Consider the following 14,673-nt stretch of genomic DNA (forward strand, 5'->3'; position numbering starts at 1 on the left):
AGTGCGAGTTTACGGGAGGGCAATCATATGTTCGCATTCTATAAGTATAGCATATTTTAACAAACGAAAAGAACCTGTTCTTCAATGAACAGGTTCTAGTCAATTATTCAGTGTTTGTTTCTTTCTTTAATTCACAGGCATTACCTGTCTCTCCTACATCTACGATAAACGATCCGTTACTATACCGGTCATTTGGTCGATAGCTTGAAGGATCAACGATAACAGGTTCTCCTTTTTCTGTTCGAACGATAACTTTATCCCCTTTCGTGACAGTGGTTACACCAATGACTCGATGAGGATTTGATTTCAGTTCTCGTAGCATGACGACTCCTCGTTTTGCTCGTGACGTGATGTCAAATTCACTCAATGGCATCTTCTTCACAGCACCTCGTTGCGTGAGTAAGAATAAATCGTTCTTGGTCGTTGAATCGAACAATATCCCGCTCACAACATAGTCATCATCTTTTAAATTAATTCCTTTTACTCCACTAGCCCTCTGTCCAACAACATTCACATCTTCTTCTTTAAAACGCAATCCATATCCAGTATGGGTCGCGATGAATACTTCATTCGTACCGTTCGTTACATACACATCAACAAGTTCATCTTCTTTTTTCAGCTTAAGTGCCATCAACGGTTTTGAGTACCGCTGAGCTTTATACTGTGATAGCTCCGTTTTCTTTATCATACCTTGCTTGGTCACGAAAACGAGGTATCGCTCTTCATCAAATTCATTGATCTCCATCGCCTCGATGATTCGCTCATCAGAATCAATCGCGCATATATTCGCAACATGCTGACCAAGATCTTTCCACCTTATATCAGGAAGGTTATGCACTGGTAAGTAGATATAACTTCCTTTATTCGTAAAGAGGAGAAGTGTGTTTGTTGTATTGCTATCAAACTGACGAAGTAATGAATCGGTTTCTTTCATTCCGAATTCTTTTCCGTTCGAAGCTGCATAGGACCTTGGACTTGTACGCTTTACGTATCCGTCTTCTGTAACGGTAACGACCACATCTTCAGAAGGAACCATCACTTCAAGGTTGACTTTGATTTCTTCAATTTCTTCCTCGATTCGAGTCATGCGTCCATCTGCATACTTTTTACGAATTTCGAGAAGTTCTTTTTTAATGACTGAAACAAGCTTCTTTTCACTTCCAAGAATCGCTTCAAGCTTTTGAATCAATTTATCTAGTTCGTTTGATTCTTTTTCAAGCGTTGTGATATCTGTATTTGTTAAGCGATAAAGCTGTAAAGTTACGATCGCTTCAGCTTGAGCCTCTGTGAAGGAGTATTCGCTGATCAAATTGTTTTTTGCATCACGCTTGTCGTTAGACGAACGGATCGTTGCGATTACTTCATCTAGAATTGAAACCGCTCGTATTAGTCCTTCAACGACATGTTGGCGGTCTTTTGCTTTTCTAAGGTCATGCTCAGAACGACGTGTAACAACTTCTTTCTGATGTTCGATATACGCTTTAAGGATTCGTTTCAATCCCATTTGCTTAGGCGTTTTATTGTAGATCGCAACCATATTATAGTTATATGTGATCTGAAGATCTGTCGCTTTATATAAGAACTTAAGAATGCCTGATGCATCTGCTTCTTTCTTAAGCTCAATAACAAATCGAAGCCCAGTTCGATCTGTTTCATCTCGTACTTCAGAAATGCCTTCTACTTTTCGATCGACTCGTAGTTCATCGATTTTCTTAACAAGATTCGCTTTATTCACTTCGTAAGGAATTTCCGTTACGACGATTTGCTGACGACCTCCGCGGAGATCTTCAATTTCCGCCTTCCCTCTAAGGATGAATTTCCCTTTACCGGTTTCAAAAGCCTTTTTAATCCCTTCTGTACCTTGAGCAATTCCTCCAGTAGGAAAATCCGGTCCTTTAATAGCCGTCATTAATTCATCTACCGTGACATCTGGGTTTTCCATCTGCATGACCGCTGCATCGACGACCTCACCTAAATTATGCGGTGGAATATCTGTAGCATAACCCGCGGATATTCCAGTTGATCCATTAACAAGTAGATTTGGGAAACGAGCAGGAAGAACGATCGGTTCCTCCTGTGTATCATCAAAGTTAGGCGCAAATTCAACCGTATCCTTCTCGATATCTCTTAACAACTCAGAAGAGATCGCAGCAAGACGTGCTTCTGTATAACGCATAGCAGCAGGCGGGTCTCCGTCGACACTACCATTGTTACCGTGCATCTCAACAAGCACGTTCCGAACTTTCCAATCCTGACTCATACGAACCATCGCGTCATAAACGGAAGTATCACCATGTGGGTGGTAGTTACCGATTACGTTACCAACTGTTTTAGCAGACTTTCGGAAAGGTTTATCTGCGATATTCCCTTCATGGTGCATTGCGTATAAAATACGACGCTGCACTGGTTTCAGTCCGTCTCTCGCATCAGGAAGCGCACGGTCTTGAATAATATATTTACTATACTTACCGAATGCATCACCAAGGACGTCTTCTAGTGGTAAATCTAAAAATTTCTCTGCGTTAGCCAATGTTATCCTCCTCAATGATGGAAATATTCTCGTTTTCGATGATGTTGGTATCTTCATTCAACCCGAAGGCCACATTTGATTCGATCCATTGTCTACGAGGTTCAACTTTGTCCCCCATCAGAACTGAAACGCGTCTTTCAGCTCTTGCAATGTCCTCAATCTTCACACGGATCAATGTGCGGCTTTCTGGATTCATCGTTGTTTCCCATAATTGATCGGCATTCATTTCACCAAGACCTTTGTAACGCTGGATCGTATAGCCTTTTCCTACTTTTTTCATCGCTTCTTTCATGCCTTCTTCATCCCAAGCATATTCCACGACTTCCTTCTTGCCTTTTCCTTTACTTACTTTATAAAGTGGAGGAAGAGCGATAAAGACTTTACCATGCTCGACAAGCTGCTTCATATAGCGGTAGAAGAATGTTAATAAAAGAACCTGAATATGAGCGCCATCCGTATCCGCATCCGTCATGATAACGACTTTGTCATAGTTCGTATCTTCAATGTCAAAGTCAGGACCGACTCCTGCTCCGATCGCATGAATGATCGTGTTGATCTCTTCGTTCTTAAATATATCCTGAAGCTTTGCTTTCTCTGTATTGATTACTTTCCCTCGTAAAGGCAGTACAGCTTGAAAACGACGGTCTCGTCCTTGCTTTGCTGAACCTCCCGCCGAGTCACCCTCAACAAGGTAAAGTTCATTCTTCTTAGGGTTACGAGAAGTAGCTGGTGTAAGCTTACCACTCAAAATGGTTTCTTTACGTTTGCCCTTCTTCCCTGAGCGTGCATCTTCACGTGCCCTTCTAGCTGCTTCTCTCGCCTGAGCGGCTTTGATCGATTTCTTAATAAGCATCTCACTCGTCGATGGGTTCTCTTCTAAGAAATAGGAGAATTGACCAGAAACAACTGCATCTACAGCAGAACGTGCTTCACTTGTGCCGAGCTTACTTTTCGTTTGCCCCTCAAACTGAAGAAGGTGTTCTGGGATTCGAACTGACACAATTGCAGTAAAGCCTTCTCGAATATCATTACCTTCAAGGTTCTTATCTTTTTCTTTCAAGAGATTCACTTTTCTAGCATAATCATTGATCACACGAGTAATCGCTGTCTTCATGCCTGACTCGTGCGTACCACCGTCTTTCGTTCGAACGTTGTTAACAAACGAAAGAACGTTTTCAGAAAAGCCGTCGTTATATTGAAACGAGAAGTCGAGCTCGATGCCATTGCTTTCGCCTTCAAAGGCAACAACAGGATGAAGCGTTTCTTTATCTTCGTTCAAATAGTCGATAAAGGCTTCGATACCCGTTTCAAAATAAAATTGTTCACTTCGATCATGACGCTGATCTTCAAGCGTAATTTTTAACCCTTTTAGAAGAAAAGCGGCTTCACGCAGTCTCTCACTTAGCGTGTCATAATTGTAATTCAACGTGCTGAACATCCCTGTATCGGGTTTAAAGTGAATCAATGTGCCAGTCTTGCGTGTTTTTCCGATATTCTCAAGGGTTGTTGCAGGTTTACCTCCATTTTCAAATCGTTGCTTGAATGTAAACCCATCACGATGGATCGTTACTTCAAGCCACTCCGATAAGGCATTGACTACTGAAGCCCCAACTCCGTGTAAACCTCCGCTCGTTTTGTATCCACCTTGGCCGAACTTACCACCTGCATGAAGGACTGTTAAGATGATCTCAGGCGTCGGTTTACCAAGCTTATGCATTCCGACAGGCATACCTCGTCCATTGTCTTGAATGCTTACACTGTTATCTTCATATATCGTTACTTTAATTTCATCTCCATATCCCGCTAGTACTTCATCTACGGAATTATCAACAATTTCATATACGAGGTGATGCAATCCTCTTGAGTCCGTACTCCCAATGTACATTCCTGGGCGTTTCCTAACTGCCTCAAGACCCTCAAGCACCTGAATCGAATCATCACTGTATTCGTTTGCTTGTTTTTGTTTTGTTGCCATGTTTTTCCCCTTTCAAAACTCTGTATAGAATAGCCTATCATATGAGAACAAGTGTTTCTATCTCTTTTTTATATCTCATTTTGTTCAGCATTGCCAGTTATAGACCGTTTTAATAGTTTATCGACTACTTAGCAGGTCAGTTCACAACGCCATGACATCACTTATATTCGAAATAAAGTCGTTGTATATAAAAAATCCTGCACAGTGGCAGGAGAGAAAAACATCGAACCGTATTGTACCTTATTGTCTATTCTTCATCAATTGTTTTTAATCTATGTACATTGCCAGGTTCATACCCAATCGTGACGTGATCCCCTTCATCAACCGTGTTCCATAGGGATTCATCGGTTAGATAGGGCGTTTTATTTACAATAAGATAAAAATAAGGTTTTTCAACAACCGAATCAGTTGTTTCTTCTGCGTTCCCGCTCTCGTCTTTTTTGTTTTCCGTTAGTTGTGGTTCTTCATACCGCACCATTTTCTTTTGTACTTCTCCAGTCACAAAAACCAGCTCATCCTTTTTCTCATTACTAAAGGCAGTTCCTATAGCAAGAACAATACAAAGGGATAGAACTGATAGAATGGTACCTCTCAGTAAATTCATACAGAGGCTCCTTTCAACGTACTTTCGTAATTAAGTTTACCATACATTATGAATTAAAGTAGTAGTTTTCAAGGCGAAGCCTGACATTTCGATCCTGACCTTTTCCGTCACGCTAACATATTTCACATCCTTTTACGCTGTCTTTCTTCTATGTCGGCATTATGAAAGGGATTTATTAATTGTTAACTAATTAAAAATATAAGTTGACACTAAGTGTGATTTCTTTTACGATTCTTTATAGAAACTGAAAGAGAGGGCTACTGATGAAAAAAATGAAAACGATTGATCTAGTATACGCAGGCATGTTTGCTGCCTTAATGGCGGTTGGAGCAAACATTGCGCAATTTTTAGTCGTAGGTGGAATTCCCATCACGCTTCAAACATTTTTCGCAATTCTAGCAGGACTACTACTTGGAAGTCGCCTAGGCGCGATTTCAATGACTGTGTACGCATTGGTGGGGTTTGCAGGTGCACCTGTGTTCGCTCAGTTCACAGGAGGTCCTGGCATTCTTCTTAAACCGACTTTCGGATTCATCTTATCTTATATTTTAGTAGCTTATATTGCAGGTAAGATCGTTGAATCAAAAGCAAAACCTACAGTACGCACATTCATGATCGCAAGTTTTACTGCATTTATTCTCAATTACGTACTCGGCACAAACTACATGTATTTTGCTTATAAATTCTGGGCGATGGCGCCAGAGGGCTTCACATATGGCATGGCATGGACGTGGATGTTAGCGCCACTTCCTAAAGATATCATTCTCTCCATTGTTGCAGCTGTTATCTCTCCTCGAATTTACAAAGCGGTCTCCAAATCATCTCAACGATCTGAACGTCGCGTCGCATAGCACGACTTCAATATCACGTTAAAAGCAAGAAACCCGTTGGTCACTAGACCAACGGGTTTCTTATTACTCACTTTGTGTTTGACTAGACTTTTTCGTATTGAGTAGCAAGGAACTAATAAACATAAGTCCTAGGAATACGATGATTAAGCTAAATCCACCTTGATCACCGAATGCTTCAGAAACAATACCGATTAAATACCCGGCAAGACCGCCACCTATACCAGCAGCTACATAAATTAGACCAAGTGCTGAACCTGGATTTTTTGAGATAGTTGTTCCGAATGCAGTAGCGGTTGGAAATAGCGCTGAGAAGAACAATCCTGCACCAGCAAAGAGATAAGGCATCTGATTTGCGAATAAGAAGCTAACTCCGACAATAATCACAGAACCAAGCGAGAATGTAATCATGATGAGTCTTTCGTTAATTTTGTTCGCAAGATACGCAACCCCAAGTCGACCGATCATAAAGAAAACCGAAAATAGAGATAGGATTGTAGCGACCATATCAGACTTCGCTTCTTTTGAGATTCCGCCAAGATCAAGAGACTTCAAATAAGATGGAAAGAAGTTTGTAAACGAAACTTCAGCTGACACTTCAAAGATAAGGAAGAACATCAGAAAGACCATTTGAGCATCTTTTAGCATAGGAATAAATGCTTTCAAGTTAACTTTCTGTGGCTTACCTTGAGGAAAAGCAACTGACGTAACATAGAAGATCACGAGTACGTTAAGTGCTGCGATTCCGACATAAAAATATCTCCATGATGCAAATTGGAATAAGAAATTTAGTACTTGCGGAAATAGAATCATTCCGAGTCCATAAATACCCATCGCTAAATTGAACATCTGGTTTTGCTTATTCGGATATGCAGCAGGAACGATCGCGTTCGACGCTACCCCGAGAGCTCCTAGACCGAAACCGATCAACATATAGAAACCAAGAAAGAACGTAATGGTAGGAGCGAAACCTGTACCTAAGAATCCAAGTGCCATTAAAGCAGTTGCAACGATTACCATGATCCGGAGTCCTTTTTTATCCGTTAGATAACCGAAGATTAAACTTGCAAATGTAAAACCAAGTTGGAAAATCAGAACCACGAGTCCAAATTGACTCATATCTAATCCTATATCTGTTTCAACCTGATTTAGGACAATCCCTTTTGTGTTTGTAACTCCCCCAGATATAAACTGTGTGAACAGTAAAATGATGAGAGCGTGAATGCTTTTCCCTTTTGACATGTGTGTAACCTCCAAGATGTATTCTATCTCGGGGGATTCCACGTGGTTACCATCTGTAAACCTGTTTGAATATTTATTACATTTATGTAAAGCGCTCCCACTACCACTGTGTCAACTTTTATTTTGTTTAAAAAAAATGACAGAAGGGTTGGAACCCCTCTGTCATTCACCTCATTTGATAGACCGCGAAGGTCGCAATAAAATAAATAACCACAATGGTTAACGGAGGTAGCACGTAATAAAACGTCGTTCGATGATTTCTTCTTGTAATGCTATATAAAATGACCAGAATCACGAGGACAGATGATAATGTCGTAATGATATTTGACGTACTCGCATGCTTGAAAATATTTGTTTCTAAATACAGGACATCTGTAAAGGACAATAGCATGATATTAAACGCATTACTCCCTAGTAATGAACTAACTCCCATATTGTAATTCCTCAATTTCAATGCTGTAGCAACACTTACAGCATCTGGAAGAGAAGTACTTGCTCCTACTAAAAATGATCCAACAAACGAAGCACCAAGACCCGTTACGGATGCAATTCGATCTGCTGTTAAGGTTAGGACCGTTCCTACAATCATTATTCCAACTGCTGAAAGAATGAACCGTGTAAGAACCTTTTTGTACGTGAAATCATTGTATTGCTCATTCTTCCGACTCTTTCGCTTAACCTTTTCTTCAGTCTTCTTATTGATCAGCTTTATCCCTACGATATAAACAAAGACGAGGATGACGGAACTGTATCCTATATGAAAGACTGAGGCTGGCAATGTTAATGACAGCCCTGCCACTACAATTAACGTCATCAGAATAACAAGATAAATGTATAACTTACTGCCGATATCTGTCTTTCCCATTATCTGTTCTTTACGGTAGACGATATCTAGAACTGCTAGGGCTAATAAGTTAAATAAGTTACTCCCTAACAGGTTTCCAATCGCAAGATCCGGGCTATCGATCGCAATAGCAGTGACGCTCGACGTTAGCTCAGGCAATGAAATAGCTGCACCTATAATGATCCCCATGAATGCTGAGGATGTTTTTGTTTTTTCGCTAAGGGCATCACCATACATGGCGAGCCGTGTCGCAACAAAGTATGTTGCGATTGCTGCGACAATAAATAAGACAAAGACCAAGATAATGTTCATTTAGTTTCTCCTTCAAGTTTGATTCATCTTAATCTATTACCTGTTATGTTAGGTGCTAAACTTGTAATACAATACCGGTTATAAATTGCAAAGTTTTGAGAAAAATGAAATACAAAAACCCGCTATAAGCGGGTTAGTACTCTTTACTCATCATCTACGAACCTCTCTCCCTGATTAATCACAGTGTAATCCCGCCATTCCTCAGGTAGCAATTGTGTATACCGGGGTTCTAGATAACGGCTATCAACTAAAATAAGAACTCCTTTGTCTGATTCCGTACGAATCAAACGACCACCTGCTTGCTGGACCCTATTCACCCCTGGATAAACATACGTATATTCAAAGCCATTCCTTCCATCTAGATCAAACCGTTCTTTCATCAGTTTACGTTCCGTATCAAAGTTGGGCAAGCCAACGCCAACAATAACGACACCATTGAGGCGATCTCCTTTTAAATCGATTCCTTCAGAGAAAATACCACCTAGCACTGCAAATCCTACGAGACTTCTAGAACGATCTGATGTGAACGTTTCGAGAAACTCTTCCCGCTCAGGTTCTGTCATATGTTGCTGCTGTATAATCGTATCTGTAGGTGTTTCACGTAAGAGGAACTCTTCATAAACGCGTTCCATATAGCCGTAAGAAGGAAAGAAAAAGAGATAATTCCCTTCTTTATCTGTAACCACCTTTTCTAACAAATCGACGAGCGGCTTCATCGTCCTTTCTCGATCCCGATATTTTGTAGATAAGGGCGAAACATAGACCTTTGTATTCTCTCTTGGAAAAGGTGAAGGAATTGAAACCTTGTAGTTTTCATCCTCCCATCCAAGCATGTTTTGGTAGTATGATAAAGGCGAAAACGTCGCCGAGAAAAAGACAGTCGAAAGAAAGCCTTTCCTCATTTTGTTGAGCTGATTAGAGGGATCGAAACAAAACAATTTCATCGTAACTTCTGATTTTCCTACATGTACGAGCGTGAAAAAGTGATCATCGTAAAGCTTTGCGATGCGAATGAAAGTTTGACAAAGAAAATATGCCTCCAACAGTTCTTCATCATTTCCCCCTAGAAGCAATTCCTTCTCACTTACCGAGACGAAGGTATCGAGCTGTACGAGTAATTCTTCATCGACCTCATTTACTACTGCGATACCACTATCTGCAGAGTTTCTTAATTCGATAAAAAATTTATTGATCGCACCAGCAGCATCCGCTATTTCTTTATTGCTCGATTGAAAAGCTCTCTTAATCTGTAAAAATACGGACTTTTGTAATTCTGCAGAATACATCCCTCTGGCTCGATCAACAAGATTATGAGCTTCATCAACCAATACTGTGGTTTGCTTCTTCTGTTCTTCAATCAGTCGTTTCAATGATACACGTGGGTCGAAGATATAATTATAATCACAGATCACTGCATCGACTACGTACGCAGCATCTAACGATAGCTCAAATGGACAAAGGCGATGTCTATGCGCGTATGTTTCTAGCACATCTCTTGTAATTCTCGTTTCATTTTGCAGGAGATCTAATAGCCCTTCATTAACACGATCATAGTAACCATCGGCGTATTCACAATAATCTTTTTGGCAGATGGTTTTTTCCTTAAAACAAATCTTGTCTTTAGCCGTAATCGTGATAGATGAAGCGTGAAGTCCCTTTTCCTCCATCATCTTGAATGCTTCTTGAGCGGTTTCACGCGTGATTGTTTTCGCAGTAAGGTAAACGATTTTCTTACCGTACCCTTCACCGATCGCCTTTATCGTTGGAAAAAGAGTACTGATGGTTTTGCCTATCCCAGTTGGCGCTGTCGCAAAGAGGGTGGCACCTTCTTGAACCGATTTATATACAGTAGCTGCAAGCTTTCGTTGTCCATCACGATAAGAATCGAATGGAAACGTTAATGCCTGACTGCTTTCGATTACTTGTTGGATATGATTCTGTTTCCACATAGCAAAAGGAGCGTAAATTCTTAAAACTTCTTCGATGAATTGAGAGAGCTCATCCAAAGTGAATGATTTTGTAAAGCGACGAACTTCTTTTGATTCCGATTGTATGTATGTGAGTTGAACATTGATTGTCGATTGATCATATTTTACAGCTGCCATATAGGCATAGCATTTCGCTTGAGCCCAGTGAACAGAATATGAATCCTCATCAATGTCTCCTAGAGGGAGTGAAGTGGATTTTATTTCATCAACAACATAAGAATTGTCTCTTTGTAACAACCCATCACATCTGCCCTCGATGTGGTAGACAAGATCGCCATATGGGTAGTCCATTTCAAATGAAACTTCTTTCAGGTCATCTTCACCGTATGTTTTCTGAATAAATTGATGGAGTTTTGTTCCTTCTGACATCGTCGTAGCGGTTCGAAAGCGGGCATCGATGCTTCCACTTCGATAAGCATATTCAACAAGAGGACGCACAGAAACGTTAACGTATTCTGACATGGTATCACCTAATTTATGTATTTACTGCTCTTCATTCTATTATAACAGGTGCTCAAACAAAAAGAGCTCTGACAGTAGCCAGAGCTCTTTCACTTTAATTTACATCGATTGCCCAATTCCCATTACGGAAAATCGCTTCAGTCGTGCCATCTTCTAACACACCATCGATATCGAGTTCACCAGACCCCATCATAAAGTCAACATGAGTAATACTGTTATTCACACCATTTTGATCTAATGCATCATCATCCATGTTTGCTCCACCTTTTATGCTACTTGGGTATGCTTTTCCAAGAGCAAGGTGACAAGAAGCATTTTCGTCGTACAAGGTATTAAAGAAAATAAGCCCTGATTGGGAAATAGGGGATTCATGAGGAACGATTGCTATTTCTCCAAGTCTACGTGCGCCTTCGTCCATGTTCAATAGACTCTTAAGTGTTTCGATTCCTTCTTCAGCTGTATAATCCACAACTTCTCCATCCTTAAATGTTAATGAGAAATTGTTGATTAAGTTCCCGCCGTAACTAAGTGGTTTTGTACTTGATACTTTACCATTCACACCATATTTGTCTGGAAGCGTAAACACTTCTTCGGTAGGCATATTGGCATTGAACTCTGTTCCTTGTTCAGAAAGGGAAGATCCGCCTTTCCAAATATGTCCTTCAGGTAATTCGATTTCAAGGTCAGTACCTGGCGCTTTATAAATAAGCTTTTTGAATTTACGATCATTCAACACATTACGTGCTTTTGCTAGGGTAGCGTTATGTTCATTCCAAGCTGCGATCGGATCGTCCTGGTCCACACGAGTAATCTTGAAGATTTGGTCCCAAAGCTTCTCAACCGCTTCTTCACCCTTGTCAGGGAAGACTTTCTTCGCCCACTCTTCATTAGGAACGGCTACGATAGACCATGTGATTTTGTCATTCATCGTATATTTGCGGAAGTTCTTCATTGCTTCACCCGCAGCTTTATTCGACGCTGAAATTCGATCAGAATCAATTCCCTTTAATAGATCAGGATTCGTAGAGCGAATAGAGAGTAAAGCGGCGCCTTCCTGAGCGAAATGATCAAACATCTTCACGCGCCATTCAGGTACGTTTTCAAGCACATCCTGGGCTGCATTTTCATACCATAAACGATCAAGAGTATCATCAGTCCAATTAATATGTACGGTCTTTGCTCCGATTTCGTAAGCTCTCTTCGCTACCAATCGTGCAAAATTTGCGCTCTCGACTGGAGCATTTACAACGAGCATTTGATTTTCTTGTAGGTTAACTCCTCTTTTTAATGCAAGCTCTGCATACTTTTGAAGCATTTCTTGTTTAGACATGTCCATTCCTCCTTGTTTAGCAACAGCTTAAGTTTAACAAATAAAGAGGAGAATGTCCTCATGATACAAAAAGCATTATTGAGAAAGAGGTGCTGTTAGGATGGACGAAAAGAAAGCGATGGATGATTGCGCCTGTGACCATACGATAACTGTAATGGGAACTGGATCGATCGATGCAACACCAGATCGCGGTATTGCCGTGTTAGGAGTGGAAACGCTATCTTCTTCAATAACGGAAGCTCAGCAAGAAAACGCAGCCACCACATCATCGATTATTACATCATTAACGAATATGGGAATACCACCTAACCAGATTGGAACAGCGGTGTACCAAATCGAAGAAGAATATAAGTACGAAGATAATAAGAAGATATTTCTTGGCTACAAAGTAACGCATTTGCTAAAAGTAGTGATCGATGATGTGGCATTAACAGGTATGGTTGTTGATTCTGCAGTAGAAGCTGGGGCAACAACGATCTCGAGTATTACGTTTGATGTGCAGAATAAAGAACCTTATTACAGAAAGGCGCAAAGGAATGCCATCAAACAAGCAAAATCAAAAGCCAAAAACATATCAAAAGCACTTGAACTACCTTTGCCAAAAGCTCCTTATAGAGTCATTGAATCTGGTGTCCCTTCAACGATTAGTGCAAGAAGTGTCGCGTACTCCGCCACACCAATCCAACCTGGGCAAATATCGATTACAGCTGATATTACCCTTATCTACCTTTTAGCAACATAAAAAAGACGTCCTCAGGGACGTCTTTCCTATTATTTCGTCATGGCATGCTCAACTTTGATGCAACGGTCCATTATGATTGTAATATCATGGTCTTTCCCGTAATCGTAAGCTTCTTCATTGGAAACGCCAAGCTGTGCCCAGAAGACATTCGCTCCAATATCCACAGCATCTTTCATAATTTCAGGTAAATACTCACTTCTTCTGAAGACATTCACAATGTCTACATGCCCCTCGATGTCTTTTAATGAGTTAACAGCTTTAACTCCAAGCGACTCATCGATTGTGGGATTAACGGGTATGATTTCATACCCTGCATCTTGCATTGCTTGAGATACCATATAAGATGTTCGAGCGGGATTATCCGATAGTCCAACAACGGCAATTCGTTTATTATCCTGTAGTATTGTCTTAATCTCATCTCGAGATGGGTTCTTAAATGCCATTACACACACTCCTTTTCCACTATATTATCTCTATTATAAATAATTCCTCATTAAAGCTATATTAAAACGCTCTATAGTGTTGAAGAATCATTTCACATGAATGGTGTATAAGATCAGGTCGGTTTAATGGAATGTGATGGCCTGAACCTTCAGCTACATAAAAGTGACTGTCAGGAACTAGATCCCTCTGATCTTGAATCAGTTCATTCCAAACTTTTTCGAGTTCCTCAGTTTCCTGCTGATTTGCTCCAGCATCTAGTTGCTCACGCAAAGAATGCTTTTGGTCTCTTGCTAGCACAACGAGAGGAACTTTAGGAAAAGGAAGATGATGAAGTGACTTTGCATATTCTCCCCAAACCTTTAGTTCTTTACCGACCGAAGCATACAACAGCGGGTTAGTGTCATGGTCAAGTAGCGCTTGTTGTACATCCACATTCCATTCTTTTTGATTCGGATGTAACTGTGGTTTACGTTCACGCCTAATTTCAGCTGGTGTTAATGTAGATAGGTTTGAGCACATCCTAATCCAATAGTCATCATTGAATGTTTCATCGCTCAGATCTACTTCATCTAATCGATGCATATGAGTGGACGTAGAATCGATCAGGATGATGCCTGCTACTTTTTCTGGATAATTCATCGCAAAACCCTGTGCGATCAATCCACCGTATGAAAAACCAGCAAGTACAGCTTCCTCGATATGTAGAGCTTGCAAAAGAGAATGTAACTCCTCATGAGGTGTTGCCACTGTATAATCACATATAGGTTCTGAGTTTCCATATCCTGCTCGGTTATAAGCTAGAAATGAAAACTCAGAATCAATGATCTCATTCCACTCATAAAGCGATCCACCCATTCCAGACAACAAAACAATCGTTTTTCCTTTTCCGCTCTTATAGTAATACTCTTTTACTCCCGATGAAGTGGTAATAAGAGATGTATTCATGAAATCCTCCTCCCATTATCCATTTCATGGTAACACAGTAAACTATCTCTGTCTGAGCTCTTTAAGTATTTCAAGTCCTTTCGTTACTCCTTGACTCATGGCAGAACCTCCACCATATGCTGCCGATACAAGCATCGTTTCATAAATCTCCTTGTCGCTACACCCTAACTCTACACATTGATCCATATGATACGTTATGCTCTCCTGATCACCATCCTTCATGCTGATTGAGAGCGCCATCAAATGCTTCGTTGCCTTAGCTACCTCACCTTCCTCGAAACACTCACCAGTAAACTGATTGTATTGAGTTATGGCTTCAGGTAACACCTCGTTTAATGTTTCAATCCCAGAACGGTATGCCTCTAATCTTTTCTCAGCTTTTTTCATATGATCTCTCCTTTTCATTA

At 40.5% G+C, this 14,673-nt stretch carries 12 protein-coding genes; 2 read left to right on the plus strand and 10 right to left on the minus strand.

The window, feature by feature from the left end; genetic code table 11:
• Nucleotides 1-103 precede the first annotated feature (103 nt).
• The 3 genes from parC to LCM09_RS13835 all read right to left on the minus strand — a co-directional run bounded on the left by parC (nt 104) and on the right by LCM09_RS13835 (nt 5,109).
• The gene (parC, locus tag LCM09_RS13825; protein ID WP_224882776.1) at nt 104-2,530 is read right to left on the minus strand and encodes a DNA topoisomerase IV subunit A; all 2,427 of its coding nucleotides are present in this window, start codon (nt 2,528-2,530) and stop codon (nt 104-106) included.
• Entirely contained in the window at nt 2,523-4,505 is a 1,983-nt protein-coding gene (parE, locus tag LCM09_RS13830) for a DNA topoisomerase IV subunit B (protein ID WP_224882777.1), read from the minus strand. The genes parC and parE overlap by 8 nt, the downstream gene beginning before the upstream one ends.
• Before the next feature lie 247 nt (nt 4,506-4,752).
• Nucleotides 4,753-5,109 carry a hypothetical protein gene (locus LCM09_RS13835; RefSeq protein WP_224882778.1) on the minus strand — a complete coding sequence of 119 codons (357 nt, stop codon included), beginning with the start codon at nt 5,107-5,109 and terminating at the stop codon, nt 4,753-4,755.
• Nucleotides 5,110-5,372: 263 nt separating this feature from the next.
• On the opposite strand from LCM09_RS13835, the gene LCM09_RS13840 reads away from it, so the two are divergent.
• Nucleotides 5,373-5,960 (plus strand): biotin transporter BioY, encoded by a 588-nt coding sequence (locus tag LCM09_RS13840; RefSeq protein ID WP_224882779.1) that lies wholly within the window; start codon nt 5,373-5,375, stop codon nt 5,958-5,960.
• Between the two features lie 63 nt (nt 5,961-6,023).
• On the opposite strand, the gene LCM09_RS13845 is transcribed toward LCM09_RS13840, so the two are convergent.
• The 4 genes from LCM09_RS13845 to LCM09_RS13860 form a co-directional block, all read right to left on the minus strand.
• Nucleotides 6,024-7,199: an MFS transporter gene (locus tag LCM09_RS13845; RefSeq protein WP_224882780.1), complete on the minus strand. Its 1,176-nt coding sequence runs from the start codon at nt 7,197-7,199 to the stop codon at nt 6,024-6,026.
• Between the two features lie 166 nt (nt 7,200-7,365).
• Nucleotides 7,366-8,355, minus strand: a complete 990-nt coding sequence (locus LCM09_RS13850) for a sodium:calcium antiporter (RefSeq protein ID WP_224882781.1) — start codon at nt 8,353-8,355, stop codon at nt 7,366-7,368.
• A 143-nt stretch (nt 8,356-8,498) separates the two neighbouring features.
• Nucleotides 8,499-10,805, minus strand: coding sequence for an ATP-dependent DNA helicase (locus LCM09_RS13855; RefSeq protein ID WP_224882782.1), 2,307 nt, complete (start codon nt 10,803-10,805; stop codon nt 8,499-8,501).
• Nucleotides 10,806-10,899: 94 nt separating this feature from the next.
• Complete coding sequence (locus LCM09_RS13860) at nt 10,900-12,135, minus strand: aminopeptidase (protein WP_224882783.1); 1,236 nt, start codon at nt 12,133-12,135, stop codon at nt 10,900-10,902.
• Between the two features lie 100 nt (nt 12,136-12,235).
• Here LCM09_RS13860 and LCM09_RS13865 point away from each other — a divergent pair, with 100 nt between their 5' ends.
• Nucleotides 12,236-12,877, plus strand: coding sequence for an SIMPL domain-containing protein (locus LCM09_RS13865; protein ID WP_224882784.1), 642 nt, complete (start codon nt 12,236-12,238; stop codon nt 12,875-12,877).
• A gap of 29 nt (nt 12,878-12,906) precedes the next feature.
• On the opposite strand, the gene LCM09_RS13870 is transcribed toward LCM09_RS13865, so the two are convergent.
• The 3 genes from LCM09_RS13870 to LCM09_RS13880 form a co-directional block, all read right to left on the minus strand.
• On the minus strand, nt 12,907-13,320 hold the full coding sequence (locus LCM09_RS13870; RefSeq protein ID WP_224882785.1) for a CoA-binding protein: 414 nt from the start codon (nt 13,318-13,320) through the stop codon (nt 12,907-12,909).
• 61 nt (nt 13,321-13,381) lie between these two features.
• Nucleotides 13,382-14,266 carry an alpha/beta fold hydrolase gene (locus LCM09_RS13875; RefSeq protein WP_224882787.1) on the minus strand — a complete coding sequence of 295 codons (885 nt, stop codon included), beginning with the start codon at nt 14,264-14,266 and terminating at the stop codon, nt 13,382-13,384.
• A 42-nt stretch (nt 14,267-14,308) separates the two neighbouring features.
• Nucleotides 14,309-14,653, minus strand: coding sequence for a carboxymuconolactone decarboxylase family protein (locus tag LCM09_RS13880; protein WP_224882789.1), 345 nt, complete (start codon nt 14,651-14,653; stop codon nt 14,309-14,311).
• Nucleotides 14,654-14,673: the final 20 nt, after the last annotated feature.

The sequence above is a fragment of the Guptibacillus algicola genome (genome assembly GCF_020171805.1).
Classification (GTDB): domain Bacteria; phylum Bacillota; class Bacilli; order Bacillales; family Guptibacillaceae; genus Guptibacillus; species Guptibacillus algicola.